Here is a 15,973-nt window from a genome sequence, read left to right as displayed (position 1 = left end):
CTCGGACATGTCGGGCGTACGGGACGTTCATCGTTTACGCGTACTGACGGTCAACACCCACAAGGGCTTCACGGCCCTGAACAGACGTTTCATCCTGCCGGAGCTGCGCGAAGCGGTGCGCAGCACGGGGGCCGATCTGGTGTTTTTGCAGGAAGTGCTCGGCGGCCATGATCGCCATGCTGCCCGCTATCACGACTGGCCGACCCTCTCCCAATACGAATTTCTCGCCGACAGCATGTGGAGCGACTTCGCCTACGGCCGCAACGCGGTTTACCCGGAAGGCCACCACGGCAACGCGATCCTCTCGAAGTACCCGATCCTGCATTACCGCAACCTCGACGTGTCGATCACCGGCCCGGAGCGACGGGGCCTGCTGCATTGCGTGTTGCAGGTGCCGGGACACGACGAGGTGCACGCTATTTGCGTGCATTTGAGCTTGCTGGAAAGCCACCGCCAGTTGCAGCTGGATTTGCTGTGCGCGCTGCTGGACTCTCTGCCCGAACACGCGCCGGTGGTGATTGCCGGGGATTTCAACGATTGGCAGTTGCAGGGCAACAAACGCCTGGCGCGCTGCACGTACTTGCACGAGGCTTTCGAGCAAAGCCACGGGCGATTGGCCAAGACCTACCCTGCCCGCTTCCCGCTGCTGCGGCTGGACCGGGTTTACCTGCGCAACGCCACCAGTCACAACCCGAAAATCCTCGGGACGCGGCCATGGACGCACCTGTCGGATCACCTGCCGCTGGCAGTCGAAGTGCATATGTAAAAGCCCGTATTCAAAGGCGCTGGCATCGTTTCGCCACTCCCGCCGTTTGTCCGGTAATGCCGTGATTGTTTAAACCAACTGCCGCTTGATTCATCCCATTTAATGCGAGCCACATGACTCGCCCTTCTCATAACAAGAGGTACGCAATCATGGCTAACACCGGAAAATCGAACCCTGGCAACTTCTCGAACGATCGCCAAAAAGCCTCCGACGCAGGCAAAAAAGGCGGCCAGGCTTCAGGTGGCAGCAACATGGCCAACGACCGGCAGAAAGCAACCGACGAAAAACGTCCGGACGCCAGCAAAAAAGGCGGAATGCCACAAGGCGGCGCAGGCCGTAAATCCTGATCCACGTCTGATCAGCGGAACGAGCGAGGGTGAGAGCCCTCGCTTTTTTATGCCCGTGCGTTGGATCGGTCACGCGTCCGGGTCGATCAGCGGCACCGTGGCGTCCCGGTCGAACTGCGAACCCGGGTCTTCATTACCGGGATCGTTATCGACGTCTACTTCAACCTCTTCTTCGTCCAGCGGAACAGCGCCATGGGGCACGGCGTCCGGGGTTTTGTGCGAATGAGTGTGCATGGCAGATTCCTCGTGTCAGGCGGGTTCTTTGGCGACCCGGTGTGTGGATGAGTTGAGCTTAGCTGGCGCTGACCGTCCAGTGCGTGGCGCCTTCGGGAAACTGCAGCTGTTCGACCCGATGGGCGATGCCACAGGCCAGTGAATCTTCGGCCCGAATCACCTTTTCCTCCGATGACAGGCAGCGGCCAATGTCCAGCGGGGTCATCGCGCCGTCGGTTTCACTCAAATAGATGTTCACGTACCGCTGCAAGTCGTTGTCCAGGCTGCGCAGGTATTCGCGGATGCGTGAGTGATCCACCGAGCTCTGGTTGAAGTACCAGCTCATCGGGTGGATGAGAAACCGGGAGTGAGGACAGACGATGCGCTCCTCAGCGGCGAGGTAGATGACGATGCCCATCGATTCGATGTTGCCGCTGTTCAATGCGCGAATCGGCACCTTCAGCGACTTGAGAAAGTTGTAGATCGTAAAGCCCAGGGCCGTGCTGCCGCCTGCGGTGGAGAGGTTCAGCAGCAAGCCGGTCGCCCCCTTGTCGAGGGCTTCCAGACAGCGGTCGCGGAAATGCTCGGTGGTGGTCTGATCGACCCCACAATGGAAATGGACGATGTGTTCGCTCATCGACGGCCCTCCCTTTCCGGTTATCGACGCGGTGTAATGGGTTGGAAGGCGCGCAGACCGCAAAAGTTGCATGGTGCCGTGCTGCTCAAGCGGAAGGGATCGTCCGCCACAGGGTGCCGAGTCGAGAAACCTGTAGGAGCGAATTCATTCGCGAAAGGACTGTACAGTCGACACTTCTCTAGCGTCTGAACCCTCTTCGCGAGTAAATTCGCTCCTACAGGAGGAGTTCTTCGGTGGGGTCCGACACGTATGCCTGCCCCTCATACGAACCATAGAACTCCTGCCGCACGGCATGATCTGTACAACACGCCGGGCATTTTTTCCCGGCACTCCATGACCCCGGACAGGACACTTTCATGAGTCTGCACGACAAGATCATTGGCCGCCTCGGCTTTGGCGCAGCGCCTCTGGGCAATATGTTCCGCGACATCAGCGAAGACGAAGCCGCCGCCACGGTGCAATCGGCGTGGGATCAGGGCATCCGCTATTTCGACACCGCGCCGCTGTACGGTTCGGGGCTGTCCGAGCAACGGCTGGGCAAGGCACTGGCCCATGTGCCGCGCGACGAATACACCCTCAGCACCAAAGTTGGCCGGTTGATTTCCGACGAACTGGACAGCGAAACCCGCAGCGGCCCGTTCAGCGACGGTTTGAAGAACAAAATCCTCACTGATTATTCCGGCGACGCCACGCTGCGTTCCATCGAGGCCAGCCTCAAGCGCTTGAACACTGATCGGCTGGACATCGTGTTCGTGCACGACATCGCGCAAGATGCCCACGGCGACGAGTGGATCGAGCATTTCAACATCGCCCGCAAAGGCGCTTTCCGCACCCTCACCCGCCTGCGCGAAGAAGGCGTGATCAAGGCGTGGGGCCTGGGCGTGAACCGGGTCGAGCCGTGCGAGCTGACGCTGGACCTGAGTGAAGCACAACCGGACGGTTTCCTGCTGGCGGGCCGTTATTCGCTGCTGGACCACGACCAGCCGCTGCAACGCCTGTTCGCCAAGGCCCGTGAGCACAACGCCGAGTTCGTCGTGGGCGGGCCGTACAGCTCGGGCGTGTTGGTGGGTGGCAAGCATTTCGAGTACCAGGAAGCGCCCCAATCGATGCTCGACAAGGTCGCGCACATTCAGGAAATCGCCCGCCAGTATCAGGTCGATATCAAATCGGCGGCGCTGCAGTTCGTACTGGCCAACCCGCTGGTGGCGGCGGTGATTCCTGGCGCGAGCCGGCCCTCGCGAATCATCGAAGACGTCGCGGCGCTGAATGCCCAGGTGCCGGACGGCTTCTGGCAAGCGATGCGTGATCAAGGCTTCATTGCGCCGCAGGCTCCGGTGCCGATGAAGGATTGAAGAGCCACCCGAGACGTCGGCCAACGGTTCGACGTCTCACCCGCCGAATTTCAAGGTGGCGCGGTTTTCGCTTCAGCGGTAGGCATGATTCCCATGATCACCGCTCGAGACCCGCCCCCATGCGCATTTTGATCGTCAACGTGAACACCACCTCATCCATGACCGACACCATCGCCGAGCAGGCGCGCAGTGTTGCGTCACCCGGCACGGAAATCATCGGCCTGACGCCACGTTTTGGTGCGGAATCGGTGGAAGGCAATTTCGAGAGTTATTTGGCGGCGATTGCCGTGATGGACCGCGTGCTGTCCTACGATCAGCCCTACGACGCGGTGATTCAGGCCGGGTATGGCGAGCACGGGCGCGAAGGCTTGCAGGAATTGCTGGATGTGCCGGTGGTGGACATCACCGAAGCGGCGGCCAGTCTCGCGATGCTGCTGGGGCACACATATTCGGTGGTGACTACGCTCGACCGGACCGTGCCGCTGATCGAAGACCGCCTGAAACTCGCCGGTGTGTTCGAACGCTGCGCATCGGTGCGAGCCAGCGGCATGAGCGTGCTGGAGCTGGAAGAGACGCCGGACCGCGCACTGGAGGCCATCGCCGGGCAGGCGGTCGACGCGGTGACGCAGGACAAGGCTGAGGTGATCTGCCTGGGTTGCGGCGGCATGGCCGGGCTGGACCAACTGATTCGTGACCGTGCGGGCGTGCCGGTGGTGGATGGCGTGACGGCCGCCGTCGCGCTGGCGGAGTCGCTGGTGCGGTTGGGGTTGAAGACGTCCAAAGTGCGGACGTATGCGAATCCGAGGCCGAAGAAAATCGTTGGCTGGCCGTTTAGTCTTTGATGAACAACGCTGATAGCGATGTCATGTAACGGATTAAGCTTTGAATTCTGGCCGAAGGCCGTGGGAGTGCCGGGGTGGCGCTCCACCTTGCCTACGATCTGCTTCTGCCGAAGGCGTGGGAGCAAGCTTGCTCGCGATCTGGCGCGCAGCGGCAGCAAATCAGACCCTTGCGGTATGTCAGGTGTATAAGGTCGTCGGGTTTCGCTACTGCTTCGCAGTAGATCGTAGGCAAGCCAACTCCCACGGCCTTCGGCCAGAATCAACAGCTTGGACCTCACCAGGCACGCGCTTCTGCCGAAGGCGTGGGAGTGCCGGGGTGGCGCGATCTGTTTCTGCCGGAGGCGTGGGAGCTGGCTTGCCTGCGATCTGGCGCGAAGCGGCAGCAAATCAGGCCCTTGCGGTGTCTCAGGTGTACACAGTCGCCGGGGTGCGCTACTGCTTCGCAGTAGATCGTAGGCAAGGTGGAACGCCACCCCGGCACTCCCACGCCTTCGGCCAGAATCAAAAGCGAGTTCGCCCACTCGGAGCAAATCGTTTACCATCCCCGCCGCCGGTTTCCACTCGGAATTAATAGGGAATCCGCGAGCGCTGCCCTGTGTCATCGGGCGCGCTCAAACGGAACTGTCCCCGCAACTGTAGGCGTCGAGCCGTGCTTCCTGTTTGCCACTGGGTGATCCCGGGAAGGCCGAAGCACGGTGATGAAGCGCCAGTCAGGAGACCTGCCGGCAAGCGTCAATCATTCACCGGCGGGGTGTCCGGGAAGGACTCCCGTGCGCGGTGCTTGCCTCTTTTCTTCGGCTGCCGACAGGGTGTGCTTTCCAGTGCCTGTTTCGTCGATCACAGGCTTACTGGAGAAACCCCGATGTCGCTGCGCCGCTTTGCTCCCTTGTTCACCGGTCTGACGCTGTCGAGCGCAGCGCTCATGTCTCCCGCCGCGTTGGCTGCACCGACCCACTACCCGTTGACCCTCGACAACTGCGGCGTGCCCCTGACCTTTGCGCAAGCGCCTCACAAAGCCGTGACCATCGGCCAGGCCGCCACCGAAATGCTCTATGCGCTGGGCCTGAGCGACCGTGTCATTGGCACCTCCCTGTGGTTCAACGACACCCTGCCTCAATTCAAGGACGCCAACGCGAAGATCGAGCGCCTGGCCGACAACGCGCCGAGTTTCGAATCGGTGATCGGCAAGCGCCCGGACTTCGTGCCGGTGCAGTTCGAATGGATGGTCGGTCCGCAAGGTGCGGTCGGCACCCGCCAGCAGTTTCACGACCTGAAGATCCCGACGTATATCCTGCCGTCCGACTGCGAAGGCAAGAACAACCTCGTCGCCGCTGACGGGACTCGGCTTGAAGCGTTCCGCATCGACGCGCTGTACAAAAGCATCGCCCAACAGGCGGAAATCTTCGACGTTCAGGATCGCGGCCAGCAGCTGATCGACGGCTACAAGGCCCGTCTGGTTCAGGCCATCGAACACGCCAAGGCCCATGACGCGAGCAAGGTTTCGGCGGTGTTCTGGTTCTCCAGTCCGGACATCAACACCGACCCGTACGTCGCCGGGCGCAAGGGCATTCCGGGCTTCATGCTCGACACGCTGGGCATGCGCAACGTCATCGATTCGGACGAGGAATGGCCGACCGTGGGCTGGGAAACCATCGCCAAGGCCAACCCGACCATTCTCGTGATCGCGCGCATGGACCGTCGCCGCTTCCCCGCTGACGACCACGAAAAGAAACTCGCCTTCCTCAAGTCGGACCCGGTGACGCGCAACATGGACGCCGTGAAAAACAACCGCATCGTGATCATGGACGCCAGTGCGATGGAGTCCAGCGTTCGCCTGTTCGACGGCATCGAGCAACTGGCGAAGGCCACTGACGCGCCATGAACACCCTGAACGTCGTCCGTTCGCTGGGCCATGGCCTGTGGGTCAGCGCGTTGCTGATACTGGCCGTGATTGCGGGCGTGGCCATCGGTGAGACCTCTATCAGCCTGCCGGTGATCTTTCAGGTGCTGGCGAACAAGCTGTGGGCGGCGGGTTATGCGGTCGATCCCATCGACGAGGGCATTGTCTGGAATTACCGGCTGACCCGGGCCATCGTCGCAGCGGCCTGTGGCGCGGGCCTGGCGATGTCCGGTGTGGTGCTGCAATCGCTGTTGCGTAACGCGCTGGCGGACCCGTATCTGCTGGGCATTTCCGCCGGGGCGTCGACCGGCGCGGTGCTGGTGGCGATCATCGGGTTGGGCGCCGGGGCGATTTCCTTGTCAATGGGTGCGTTCGTGGGCGCCATTGCCGCGTTTGCCCTGGTCGCGTTGTTGGCACGGTCGTCTCGGGCCTCGGGCAGCCAGGCGGTGACGGGGCAAATCATCCTCGCGGGGATCGCCGGGTCGCAGCTGTTCAATGCACTGACGTCGTTCCTGATCACCAAATCCGCCAGCGCCGAACAGGCCCGGGGCATCATGTTTTGGCTGCTGGGCAATCTCAGTGGCGTGCGCTGGACCTCGGTGGCGCTGTCCGTGCCGGTGGTGCTGCTGGGGTTGGTGGTGTGCCTGTGGCATCGGCGTTCACTAGACGCCTTCACTTTTGGTGCCGACTCGGCGGCTTCACTGGGGATTACGGTGCGTCGCGTGCAGACCCTTCTGATCGCGACCGCAGCGTTGGTGACGGCAGTGATGGTGTCGATGGTCGGCTCGATTGGCTTCGTCGGACTGGTGATTCCCCATGCCGTGCGCATGGTCGTCGGGGTGCGGCATGCGCGGCTGTTGCCGTTGAGTGCCTTGAGCGGCGCGCTGTTCTTAATCGCCGCCGATGTGCTGTCGCGGGTGCTGATCAAGGGCCAGGTGCTGCCCATTGGCGTGATCACGGCCCTGGTCGGCGCGCCGGTATTTGCACTGATTCTGATGCGGGGAAATCGCACCCGATGAACGCTTCTGTCGAACAGGCCGCCAGCGTGCTCAGCGCGGTCAATCTGAGCTACAGCGTCAAGGGTGCGACGTTGCTCAGCGGCGTGTCATTGTCGATTCGGGCGGGGGAAACCCTCGGCGTCGTGGGCCCTAACGGTTCAGGCAAATCGACCCTGATCAAGTTGCTGGCCGGGTTGCAGACGCCCACCTCAGGCGAAGTGTTCCTGCACGAAGAACGGTTGTCTGCCATCCGTCGGCGCGACATGGCACAGCGGATGGCGGTGGTCGAGCAACAGGCTGAGACCGGCGATTCGATCAGCTTGCTTGAAGCCGTTGAATTGGGCCGTACGCCATGGTTGTCGGCGCTGGCGCCGTGGAGCGTGGAAGACGACCGAATCGTCAGTGAGGCGATAGCTGATGTGAGCCTTGAGCCCCTTCGTCATCGGGCCTGGCACACGCTGTCGGGCGGCGAACGGCAGCGGGCGCACATTGCCAGAGCATTGGCGCAACGGCCGCAGATCCTGTTGCTGGACGAGCCGACCAACCACCTCGACATTCAGCAGCAACTGTCGATTCTGCACCTGGTGCAGCGCCTGCCCGTGACCACCGTCATCGCCCTGCACGATTTGAATCAGGCGCTTGCGTGTGACCGGTTGGCCGTGATGGACCGGGGGCGGCTGGTGGCGTTGGGGTCACCGTTTGAGGTGCTGACGCCAGAGCGATTACGGGACACATTCGGCGTGTCGGGGCATTGGTTGACCGATCCGTTCGACGGGCAGCGGGTGTTGCGCTTGCGTACACACATTGCCTGAATCACAGGGGTGTCTGACACCCCTCGACTCTCGCAGTGGATCGCGGTGCTGCATTGAATGGCGCAGGCCTCAATCCCGCAAATGCTCCAACCCCGCCAACATCAATTCATGCTGGCGAATGCTGTCCAGGCTGGTGGGGGATTCCGAGGCGTCGGGCACGGCGTGCCAGACCACGAAATCCCGCTGCACATCGAGAAACAGGAAATATTCGTTGAACACCTCAGCCTGCGAAAACCGCCGTTCCAGCGCGTCGCGCAATTGCTCGGGGCGCAGGGCACGGCCTTCGATGTGCAGGGCGATGCCCCAATCCCGGTGCTCTCGACGGCTGACGAAGGCGATGCCGGTTGCCACTGGCCAGATGGCCGCGCGTTCTGCGGCGACGTGGGCGTAGAACGCTGCCTTTTCCGATACCCGAATCATGCTCAGTCCTTTAGTGGCACAACGGTGAAGTCTTGCTCGTGGTCCCGCTCGTCGATGCCCTGGCGCATGTCCGCCGGCCACCAGATCACCAGTTCACGATCGTTGGAATCCGGACGCTTGCAGGCGTAGCCCGAACAGCCCGAATGGCTCGCGCAGCCGCCCAGGGTGGCGAACAGCACGAGCAGGATGACGTAACCGCGCAGGTTCATCGTGTGGCCCCCTTGAGCAGTGATGGACGGTTTTTGCCGGACTTGGTCGAGACCTGCGGCTGGCGGACCGCGATGTAGATTTCACTCTCCGCGCCCGGTTGCAGCCAGGCATGGGGCCAGGCGCTGACGCCCATCACCCAGCGGCCGCCGCAACGGCTTTCGTCGATGCGCACCGGTTTCGAGGTGGTGTTGTGGGCGACCACGACGGCGATGCCCCAGTCCTTTTTCGCAAACCACTGCGAACGCTGACGGTCCAGTTCCAGACCCGCACCGGGGTCGCACAGGCTGTCGGCTTCGAACGGCAGCGCCTCTCCACTGTTGAAGCCCACCGGCGCCACGCCATCGAGCAACTGGGTGAACGCGTTCTGCACGTCGCCACGGGTCGGTTCTTCACCGCCGTCGCGGCGCTGCTTGATGCGCTTCATCTGATCGTCAACGTCGTGGGGATTGCTCAGCTCGACGTAACGCGAGGGGTTGACCTGATCGCCAATCAGACGCGGGGTCAGAATGAACAGCCGCTCACGCTGGTTGGTTTCACGTGTGCGGTTCTGGAACAGCAGCTTGCCGATCACGGGGATGTCTCCCAGCAACGGGATTTTGTTGACCTTGTCGTTGGTTTCCAGCCCGTGGAAACCGCCGATCACCAGCGAACCGTGCTCGGCGATCACCGCCTGCGTGCTGACGTTGCCCTTGCGCACCGCTGGCTGATCTTCGTTGATGTTGGAGGTGTCGATCTGTCCGTCTTCAATGTCCACGATCAGCTGCACCTGAGAACTGCCGCCCTTTTCCAGCGAGCGAGGGATCACCTGCAAGCTGGTGCCCGCCGTGATTGGTTGAATGTCCGCCACCCGCTCGGACGTCGCGGTGAGGAATTCGGTGCGACTGAAGTCGATGACCGCAGGCTGGTTTTCCAGGGTCAGGATCGACGGGTTGCCAATCACCGACGCCGCGCCGTTACCTTCCAGCGCGTGCAGGTCGGCGGCGAACTTGCCGGCGTCCTGAATGAACAGCGTCGAGCTGGTGCCTTGGGAGAACAGATTCGCCCCGCCGCTGACACTGCCGGAATTGAAATTCCAGCGGCTGGACAGCTCGGCCAGTTCGTTGCGGTCGATGTCGAGGATCACCGCGTCGATCTCGATCAGGTTGCGCGGGGTGTCCAGTTCCTTCACCAGCTTCTGGTACATCGCCTTGCGTTTCGGCAGGTCGTAGATCAGCACCGAGTTGTTGCGCACGTCGGCGCTGACGCGGATTTTCGAGCGGCCGCTTGCGCTGTCACGGGAACCACTGCCGCGTTTGCCACCGGAACCGAGCACGCGATCCAGCCCTTGCTCCAGCGCATTGGTGTCGAACCCGCCGCCTTCGAGGCCGCCGTAGTTCAGACCGGCCGAATTGTTGCCCGCCATGCCACTGGCGGTACTGCCCTGCCCTTGCACCAGATTCACGCCGTTGATGGACTCGCCCCGGGAGCGGCTTTCCAGCAGTTCCTGAAGAATGCTCGCCACCCCGGCCACGGTCAGTTGCTGGTCGCGGTAACGGATGGTTCGGTCGGCGGCGTTGGCGTATTTCAGCGGCAGCACGACGATGTCCTGCTTCTCGGCTTTCTCCGGCGCTTCGACCTTTTTGCTGTAGGTGCGCACGAAGTCGACATACTTGGCCGGGCCACGGACCAACACCACGCCTTCGTCGGGCAGTGCGCCCCAGCCGAAGCGTTTGTCGAGCAACCCTACGTCGGACAGCGCTTGCTGCAAGTCGTCCACCGCTTCCGGGGACACTTCAATGCGCGCCGAGGTCTGCTCGCTGGTGGGGCTGACGTACAGAGTTTCGTTGTAGACGAACCACTGGAAGTGGTGTTCCTGCCCCAGACGGTCGAGGAATTCCTGCGGGTTCTGCGCCCGGATGCGACCGTCGAGGGTGCCCTGGATCGGCGCCATGTCCAGGCCAATGCCGAACTCCTTGGCGAAATCCTTGAGCGCGGTGGCCAGGTCGGTTTGCCGTGCATCATAGGCGTAAGCCGTGTGTTTCCAGGCATCGGGCACCGCGGCCAGCGCGGGCATCGCGACCCCAATCATCAACAGAGGCAACCACATTAAGGCCTTGCGCATTTCACACTCCCGGTTGCCAGGTATTGAGGGTTGCGCGAGGCGACGACAGGGCCGTGGCGTGGCGCATGGAGGTTTGCATCAGGCTGAGCATCGCGCCGCGCTGGTTGGCCAGCTGTTCGAGGCGATTGAGGGCATCCGCCGGCGTGCAGAGATTGGGGAGCCAGCTGAGCAGTACGACGCAGCGGGTCTCGGGGTCGATGGCCAAGGCACCGGTGCAGTCGCAGGCCACGCTGGCACCGCCCTGCCCCAATAACGCTTCCAGACGCTGAGGGTCGCTGCCGTCGTAGGGATCGAGCAGGTCGAGGCTGATGCGGATACCGTTTCCGTGCACCGCCAGCCGGGCGTTGGCGTCGTCGATCCAGCAGTCCAGCGGCGTGAGCGGACGTTGCTCACACCACTGGGCGAGGATCGCCGTGAACTCACTGAATTCCATCGATGATCGCTTTGGTGATGCCGTGTTTGGCGCGCAGCCCTTCGTTGAGGATCATGTTCGCCACGTTGGTTTGTTGCGACGCGTCGTTGAACGCCTGAAGGTCTTCCATCGTGCCGCTGTCGGACGCGGTTTCCGCGGCGTCTTCCATGTCGCTCTGGGCGCGGCTGTAGGAATGATCGAGGTGGTTTTGCAGGGATTTGAAACTGATCATGGGACGACTCCAACGTGAAGGTTCATCCCCTGAGTGGAAACACGCCGCGCTCCGGTTCCCTGTGACGTGACAAAAAGGCTTCAGACGCGTGCTGTAACCGTCTCCACTACCGGCAAGCTGTGCTGCTACGGAAGGTGGGGTGTTCAGGATGATGGGGCGCGGCGAAAACCTGTAGGAGCGAATTTATTCGCGAAGCGGCGGTGCAGCCGACACTTCTGGGTTGAATGTCCCGGCCTCTCGCGAATGAATTCGCTCCCACAGTTGAAACCCAGTCAGGCTCAGCATTTGGCAGCGCCACCGACTACCTGTAGGAGCGAATTTATTCGCGAAGCGGCGGTGCAGCCGACACTTCTGGGTTGAATGTCCTGGCCTCTCGCGAATGAATTCGCTCCTACAGTTGAAACCGAGTCAGTCTCAGCATTTGGCAGCGCCGCCGATTACCTGTAGGAGCGAATTTATTCGCGAAGCGGCGGTGCAGCCGACACTTCTGGGTTGAATGTCCTGGCCTCTCGCGAATGAATTCGCTCCCACAGTTCAAACCGAGTCAGGCTCAGCGTATGGCAGCGCCGCCGATTACCTGTGGGAGCGAATTTATTCGCGAAACAAAAGTGCAGGCGGCGCAGATGGAGTGCCTGTCGAAGCCCTTCGCGAATGAATTCGCTCCCACAGTGGAGAGCATCGATGCACCTACGCGTCTTGCCCCAACAGCCCGCGTTTCAGGCTTGTCCAGTCAATGTCGAACGCGCCGTTGGCGTCGCTCAGGCGCAGGGTCAGCGGCGGCATGAGGGGGTCAGCCTTGAGTTGCCAGTGTTCCGAAAACCGGCTTTGCGCGAGCCAGTCCCGAAGTTCGTCGAGCTGATCGGGGTGCGCGCTGAGGATGGCGACGGCTTCATGGCGTTGGCTGTCGGCGAGGTTGCGGATCAGCACCCGTGTCCGCTCGGCCAGCGTGGTCTCGTCCAGCAGTCGGGCGAGCGTGGTGTTGAGCAAGTCTTCGACAGCGCTCATCGCTTCTTGCTGTAAAGCCTGCCGCTGCTGCTCGAACGCGTCCAGAAAGCCGTTGGCCTGTTCCCAGAACTGCATCAGCGCCTGGTCTTTTTCCCGTTGCGCCTGTTCGCGGGTGTCCGCAAGGATCTGCTCGGCTTCCTCGCGCGCATTGCGCAACACGTCGCCAGCGAGCTGGATATCGGCCAAGTCGTCCCGCCGCAGAATGGTGTCGAGCAGCACATCGGAAGAAGCCAGGGCAAGGCGGCGTTTGACGAGCATGTCGAATTCCTGGAGAGAAAGAGTCAGGGTGTGATGGCGCGCCAAAGGACGGATTGCCAGAGGGTGCGCAATTTGCCGACGGGCATCTCGATCACCGCGTCAGGCACGGCCCCAGGTGCCCAGTTCAACCGCAACCGGGACCAGCAATCCTCCCCCACCCAGGCCGCTAACAATTCACGAGGATCGTGCACGGAAGCGTCGAGCCAGACGCCAGGACGCAACGCCTTGGCCACGGCGCGGCACCAGCGCTCATGAGGGGATTCGTCATTCACGCGCCCCAGGCAAATGCTCTGTGCGAGGTGCAGCGCGGCCTGCTGTTGAGCGGGATCGAGCGCCAACCATTGCATCACCGGGTCAACCGGCGCGGGAGGTTGACTGGGCGCAATCCCGACACTGTGCAGAAACGCGCCATGCCGGGTGCGCAACACCCCCGACAGCTCCGACGTTGGGAACCCGCTGTCCTCGGCGAATCGCGCCAGCCAGTCGCCGTGCGCCCATTGCCAAGGCGCGCACCACCATTGAATCCAGCGGTGATCCGCGTCCGCCATCGCATCGTGCGTCGCGTTATGCATCACGCCCGCACCGGCAGGTTCGAACCCTCGCCGCGACGCAGGCCGATCCGCTGCAACAGCGCGTTTCGCCAGTCGCTGCGCAGGATCAACACCAGCAACAGGATCAGCACCAGCCCGGCAAACGGCGCCGCCCACAGCATGCTTTTCCAGAAACCCAGGTTCGCGCTGTCCACCAGAAACGGCCCGAAATTGACCAGCCGCTCGGTGTCCTGAAACTCGGCGGCGGGCACGAACACGATGGCGAATTTCTTCGAGTCCAGCGGCTCGCCGGACATCCCCGGAATGCTGCTGGCGACCATCTGCTGAATGCGACCGCGCACGCTGTCGGGGTCGAGCGCCGAGGTGTGTTTGATGAACACGGCCGCCGATGCGGGCTGGACCGGCTCGCCCGGCGCGACCCGTTCAGGCAGCACCACGTGAACCCGGGCCACGATCACCCCGTCGATCTGCGACAGCGTCGCCTCCAGCTCCTGCGACAAGGCGTAGATGTAGCGGGCGCGCTCTTCCAAAGGGGTTGAAATCACGCCTTCCTTCTTGAAGATTTCACCCAGGCTGGTGCGCGAATGCCGAGGCAAACCGGCGGCGTCGAGAATGCGCACGGCCCGGTTGATGTCGGCAGTGGCGACGGTGATCACCACCCCGGTTTTCTCCATGCGTTTGCGCGCATCGATGTGCTGATCGGCGAGGCTGGCCACCACATCGTTGGAGTCCTGTTCGGACAGACCGCTGAACAGGTCGGTCTCGTCGCTGCATCCGCTGAGCAGCAACATCAGGCACATCAGACCCGCAGTCAGATACTTCACGCCAGACCCTCTATTGCAGGTTGGTCAGCTTGTCAAACGCCTGAGCGCTCTTGTTAACGACCTTGGTGGTCAACGCCATTTGCAACGAATACTGCGACAAGGATCGGCTCATCTGCGCGATCTCCAGTGGGTCGTCGGTGGTGGAGGCTTTCTTCATTTTGCGCGCCGCCTGCTGGGAAAATTTGTCCATCGTGCCCAGTCGCTCGGACAAGGCACTGGCAATCTGTTCGGAAAGGTGACTCTGCTGCAGCGCCATGTCGGGGCGCATAGCCGCATTGAACAGATCGACGTCCGCCTGCGAAGGCCCGCTGACCAGTCCTTGATCAAGGTGTTGCTCAAGATCGGGGGATGGCGATTTGAGTTGATTGACGTTGGAAACGGTCACGGGTGCTCTCCGGCAGACGGGTCGATACGAAGGCTCGATCAGGAAACGCTGTTGTTGCCCGATCCGAGCAGTGCCTGGACGATGGCGTTGGCGGCCTGGCCCAGACTGTTTTGCAGATCGTGCTGCGCGAACAACGCATTTTGCGGCGCACCGTTACCGGTGGCGCTGGCGCCATTGCCCTGGCTGGCTTCGAGGCCTTTTTCGATCAGGCCGCTCAGCAACTGACCGAGGTCCTGGACCACGCCCTGGCTGCCCGAATTGCCCGGTTGCACGGCGTCGTTCGCCGGGGAGCCGAGGCCGCTGCCGACGTTGTTCCCTGCGCCGTTGCCCGTGCTGGCATTGAGGCCCTGTTGCAGCAGACCGCTGAGCAACTGGCCCAGGTCCTGAGCCGGATTGCCGCTCAATGCGCCTTGGCCACCGGTCGGGTCCGCCGCCAGCGTGCTGCCCGCGCCACTGCTGGCATCGGCAACGCCGCTTTGCTGCTGATCCAACTGGCCACCGAGCATGTCCAGGGCCGCACGGAAGGCGCTGGTTTCACTCTTGTCGAGGTAGTTGTCTTCCTTGAGCTCGTTCTTCCACGACCCCGAATCCGGCGCGGGGAACTTGCTCGGGTTCTGGTCCATGAACTGCGCGACCTTGTCCAGCATCGGCATGTCGTCGGAGGAAAACTTCGTTCCATCACCCTGCTTGCTCAGAAGGTCATCCAACGAAGCTTTACCCAGGCCGTTCAGCACTTGGGACATCAGGTCCGGCTTGCCCGCGCCACTGCTGGCGCCGCCGCCCAGGCCGAAGTCCGCCGCCGCGCCGAAGTTGTCGCCCAGCTTGTCCTTGATCACGTCGCCCAGGGCTGCCTTGATCATGTCCGGCGAGCCGCCGACCATCGCGGCCAGAGGGTTCATCTTTTTCATCTGGTCGCCGACCATTTTGCCGAGCGGCGAATCCTGGTCCAGGTGACCGTCTTTGGTCAGCGCGCCGGCGAGCTTGTCGATGACGTCCTTGAGCGACTGCTGCGGCCCTTGTTGACCGCCGATCCCGCCGGTGGACACGACGGTGCCGATGTGCGCGTTCTGCAGCGGGTTGATACTGGCGTTGAGACTTAGCATGAAACCTCCAATGTCAGGGGGTTGCCCCCTTTTTCAGGGGGCGCTCTGAATAATCAGTAGCTGATACCTTTGGCGTTTTGCGCCTCGGCACTGATCGCCTTGTTCGAGCTGTCTTCCTTGCCGGAACGGATGGCGCTGAGGACGTCGTTGGTTTGTTTCTTGATGTCGGCGTCGGTCTGCATGGCGATCAGTCGTGCAGAGCTGGCGTCGGATTTTTCGGTCGCGGCGTTTTGCGCGGCTTCAGCCTTGGAGGGTGCGGCGGAGTCGGTGATGCTGCTTTCCTGCTTGATGCTGGACAACGCGCCGGCGGCGCCTTGGGTGAGGTTGCCGATCATCGAGATTGGGTTCATGCCTACGGCCATGTCGATTACTCCTGGGTCATCACCAGCGGAAGTGCTTGGTGCTGATAGGTGGTAACGGGGGTGGGATCGGTTCCATCATCGGGTTGGAAATTTTTTTATTGGCTTTTAGATCGTGGGGATATCCATTCGCGGTGGTGTTGCTGATTACGGTTCCGCCCTTACGGCGGGTCACTTTTGGCAAGAGCGCCCCAAAAGTAACCAAAAACGCTTTGCTCCTGGTTTGGCCCTGACTTCGTCAGGGTT

General features: G+C 62.1%; 20 protein-coding genes and 1 riboswitch. Of the genes, 7 read left to right on the top strand and 13 right to left on the bottom strand.

Annotated features, from left to right (window positions below; all coding sequences use genetic code 11):
• Window positions 1-7 precede the first annotated feature (7 nt).
• Together ACIQAL_RS18190 and ACIQAL_RS18185 are read left to right on the top strand one after the other, a co-directional pair.
• Window positions 8-766: an endonuclease/exonuclease/phosphatase family protein gene (locus ACIQAL_RS18190; protein WP_166594742.1), complete on the top strand. Its 759-nt coding sequence runs from the start codon at window positions 8-10 to the stop codon at window positions 764-766.
• Window positions 767-915: 149 nt separating this feature from the next.
• A complete protein-coding gene (locus ACIQAL_RS18185) occupies window positions 916-1,113 on the top strand; it encodes a general stress protein (protein ID WP_166594309.1) in 198 nt (65 codons plus the stop codon).
• 69 nt (window positions 1,114-1,182) lie between these two features.
• Here ACIQAL_RS18185 and ACIQAL_RS18180 read toward each other — a convergent pair whose 3' ends face one another.
• The gene (locus ACIQAL_RS18180; RefSeq protein ID WP_401148605.1) at window positions 1,183-1,347 is read right to left on the bottom strand and encodes a hypothetical protein; all 165 of its coding nucleotides are present in this window, start codon (window positions 1,345-1,347) and stop codon (window positions 1,183-1,185) included.
• Between the two features lie 58 nt (window positions 1,348-1,405).
• Window positions 1,406-1,963, bottom strand: a complete 558-nt coding sequence (locus ACIQAL_RS18175; protein ID WP_166594308.1) for an ATP-dependent Clp protease proteolytic subunit — start codon at window positions 1,961-1,963, stop codon at window positions 1,406-1,408.
• A gap of 356 nt (window positions 1,964-2,319) precedes the next feature.
• Here ACIQAL_RS18175 and ACIQAL_RS18170 point away from each other — a divergent pair, with 356 nt between their 5' ends.
• From ACIQAL_RS18170 to ACIQAL_RS18150, 5 genes are all read left to right on the top strand, one after another.
• Window positions 2,320-3,315: an aldo/keto reductase gene (locus ACIQAL_RS18170; RefSeq protein ID WP_401147909.1), complete on the top strand. Its 996-nt coding sequence runs from the start codon at window positions 2,320-2,322 to the stop codon at window positions 3,313-3,315.
• A 119-nt stretch (window positions 3,316-3,434) separates the two neighbouring features.
• Window positions 3,435-4,157, top strand: a complete 723-nt coding sequence (locus tag ACIQAL_RS18165; RefSeq protein WP_401147906.1) for an aspartate/glutamate racemase family protein — start codon at window positions 3,435-3,437, stop codon at window positions 4,155-4,157.
• A gap of 534 nt (window positions 4,158-4,691) precedes the next feature.
• A riboswitch (cobalamin riboswitch) is annotated at window positions 4,692-4,899 on the top strand.
• A 120-nt stretch (window positions 4,900-5,019) separates the two neighbouring features.
• Window positions 5,020-6,039 carry an ABC transporter substrate-binding protein gene (locus ACIQAL_RS18160; RefSeq protein WP_401147903.1) on the top strand — a complete coding sequence of 340 codons (1,020 nt, stop codon included), beginning with the start codon at window positions 5,020-5,022 and terminating at the stop codon, window positions 6,037-6,039.
• Window positions 6,036-7,076 (top strand): FecCD family ABC transporter permease, encoded by a 1,041-nt coding sequence (locus tag ACIQAL_RS18155; RefSeq protein WP_401147901.1) that lies wholly within the window; start codon window positions 6,036-6,038, stop codon window positions 7,074-7,076. The genes ACIQAL_RS18160 and ACIQAL_RS18155 overlap by 4 nt, the downstream gene beginning before the upstream one ends.
• Window positions 7,073-7,867, top strand: a complete 795-nt coding sequence (locus ACIQAL_RS18150; RefSeq protein WP_401147898.1) for an ABC transporter ATP-binding protein — start codon at window positions 7,073-7,075, stop codon at window positions 7,865-7,867. The genes ACIQAL_RS18155 and ACIQAL_RS18150 overlap by 4 nt, the downstream gene beginning before the upstream one ends.
• Window positions 7,868-7,936: 69 nt before the next feature.
• Here the strand turns inward: ACIQAL_RS18150 and ACIQAL_RS18145 are convergent, their stop codons facing one another.
• The 11 genes from ACIQAL_RS18145 to ACIQAL_RS18095 form a co-directional block, all read right to left on the bottom strand.
• The gene (locus tag ACIQAL_RS18145; RefSeq protein WP_166594303.1) at window positions 7,937-8,287 is read right to left on the bottom strand and encodes a type III secretion protein HrpV; all 351 of its coding nucleotides are present in this window, start codon (window positions 8,285-8,287) and stop codon (window positions 7,937-7,939) included.
• A 2-nt stretch (window positions 8,288-8,289) separates the two neighbouring features.
• Window positions 8,290-8,496, bottom strand: coding sequence for an HrpT family type III secretion system protein (gene hrpT / locus ACIQAL_RS18140; protein WP_296187452.1), 207 nt, complete (start codon window positions 8,494-8,496; stop codon window positions 8,290-8,292).
• Complete coding sequence (gene sctC, locus ACIQAL_RS18135; RefSeq protein WP_401147895.1) at window positions 8,493-10,598, bottom strand: type III secretion system outer membrane ring subunit SctC; 2,106 nt, start codon at window positions 10,596-10,598, stop codon at window positions 8,493-8,495. Before sctC ends, hrpT begins: the two co-directional genes overlap by 4 nt.
• 1 nt (window position 10,599) lies before the next feature.
• Window positions 10,600-11,031 carry a type III secretion protein gene (locus ACIQAL_RS18130; RefSeq protein WP_401147892.1) on the bottom strand — a complete coding sequence of 144 codons (432 nt, stop codon included), beginning with the start codon at window positions 11,029-11,031 and terminating at the stop codon, window positions 10,600-10,602.
• Window positions 11,018-11,242, bottom strand: coding sequence for a type III secretion protein (locus tag ACIQAL_RS18125; protein WP_166594299.1), 225 nt, complete (start codon window positions 11,240-11,242; stop codon window positions 11,018-11,020). The genes ACIQAL_RS18130 and ACIQAL_RS18125 overlap by 14 nt, the downstream gene beginning before the upstream one ends.
• 687 nt (window positions 11,243-11,929) lie before the next feature.
• Window positions 11,930-12,505 carry a type III secretion system stator protein SctL gene (gene sctL, locus ACIQAL_RS18120; RefSeq protein WP_401147889.1) on the bottom strand — a complete coding sequence of 192 codons (576 nt, stop codon included), beginning with the start codon at window positions 12,503-12,505 and terminating at the stop codon, window positions 11,930-11,932.
• 23 nt (window positions 12,506-12,528) lie between these two features.
• A complete protein-coding gene (locus ACIQAL_RS18115; protein WP_401147886.1) occupies window positions 12,529-13,077 on the bottom strand; it encodes a type III secretion protein in 549 nt (182 codons plus the stop codon).
• A complete protein-coding gene (gene sctJ / locus ACIQAL_RS18110; RefSeq protein WP_401147883.1) occupies window positions 13,077-13,880 on the bottom strand; it encodes a type III secretion system inner membrane ring lipoprotein SctJ in 804 nt (267 codons plus the stop codon). Before sctJ ends, ACIQAL_RS18115 begins: the two co-directional genes overlap by 1 nt.
• Before the next feature lie 10 nt (window positions 13,881-13,890).
• Entirely contained in the window at window positions 13,891-14,265 is a 375-nt protein-coding gene (sctI, locus tag ACIQAL_RS18105; RefSeq protein WP_341957591.1) for a type III secretion system inner rod subunit SctI, read from the bottom strand.
• Between the two features lie 38 nt (window positions 14,266-14,303).
• The gene (locus ACIQAL_RS18100) at window positions 14,304-15,368 is read right to left on the bottom strand and encodes a type III secretion protein HrpZ (RefSeq protein WP_401147880.1); all 1,065 of its coding nucleotides are present in this window, start codon (window positions 15,366-15,368) and stop codon (window positions 14,304-14,306) included.
• 53 nt (window positions 15,369-15,421) lie between these two features.
• The gene (locus ACIQAL_RS18095) at window positions 15,422-15,730 is read right to left on the bottom strand and encodes a hypothetical protein (protein WP_166594294.1); all 309 of its coding nucleotides are present in this window, start codon (window positions 15,728-15,730) and stop codon (window positions 15,422-15,424) included.
• Between the last annotated feature and the right edge of the window lie 243 nt (window positions 15,731-15,973).

Origin of the sequence: Pseudomonas sp. NPDC088368 (assembly GCF_044753445.1) — a bacterium.
Lineage (GTDB): Bacteria > Pseudomonadota > Gammaproteobacteria > Pseudomonadales > Pseudomonadaceae > Aquipseudomonas > Aquipseudomonas bambusae.
Note: the sequence above shows the minus strand (reverse complement) of the source record. Positions and strands in the feature narration are given on the sequence as shown.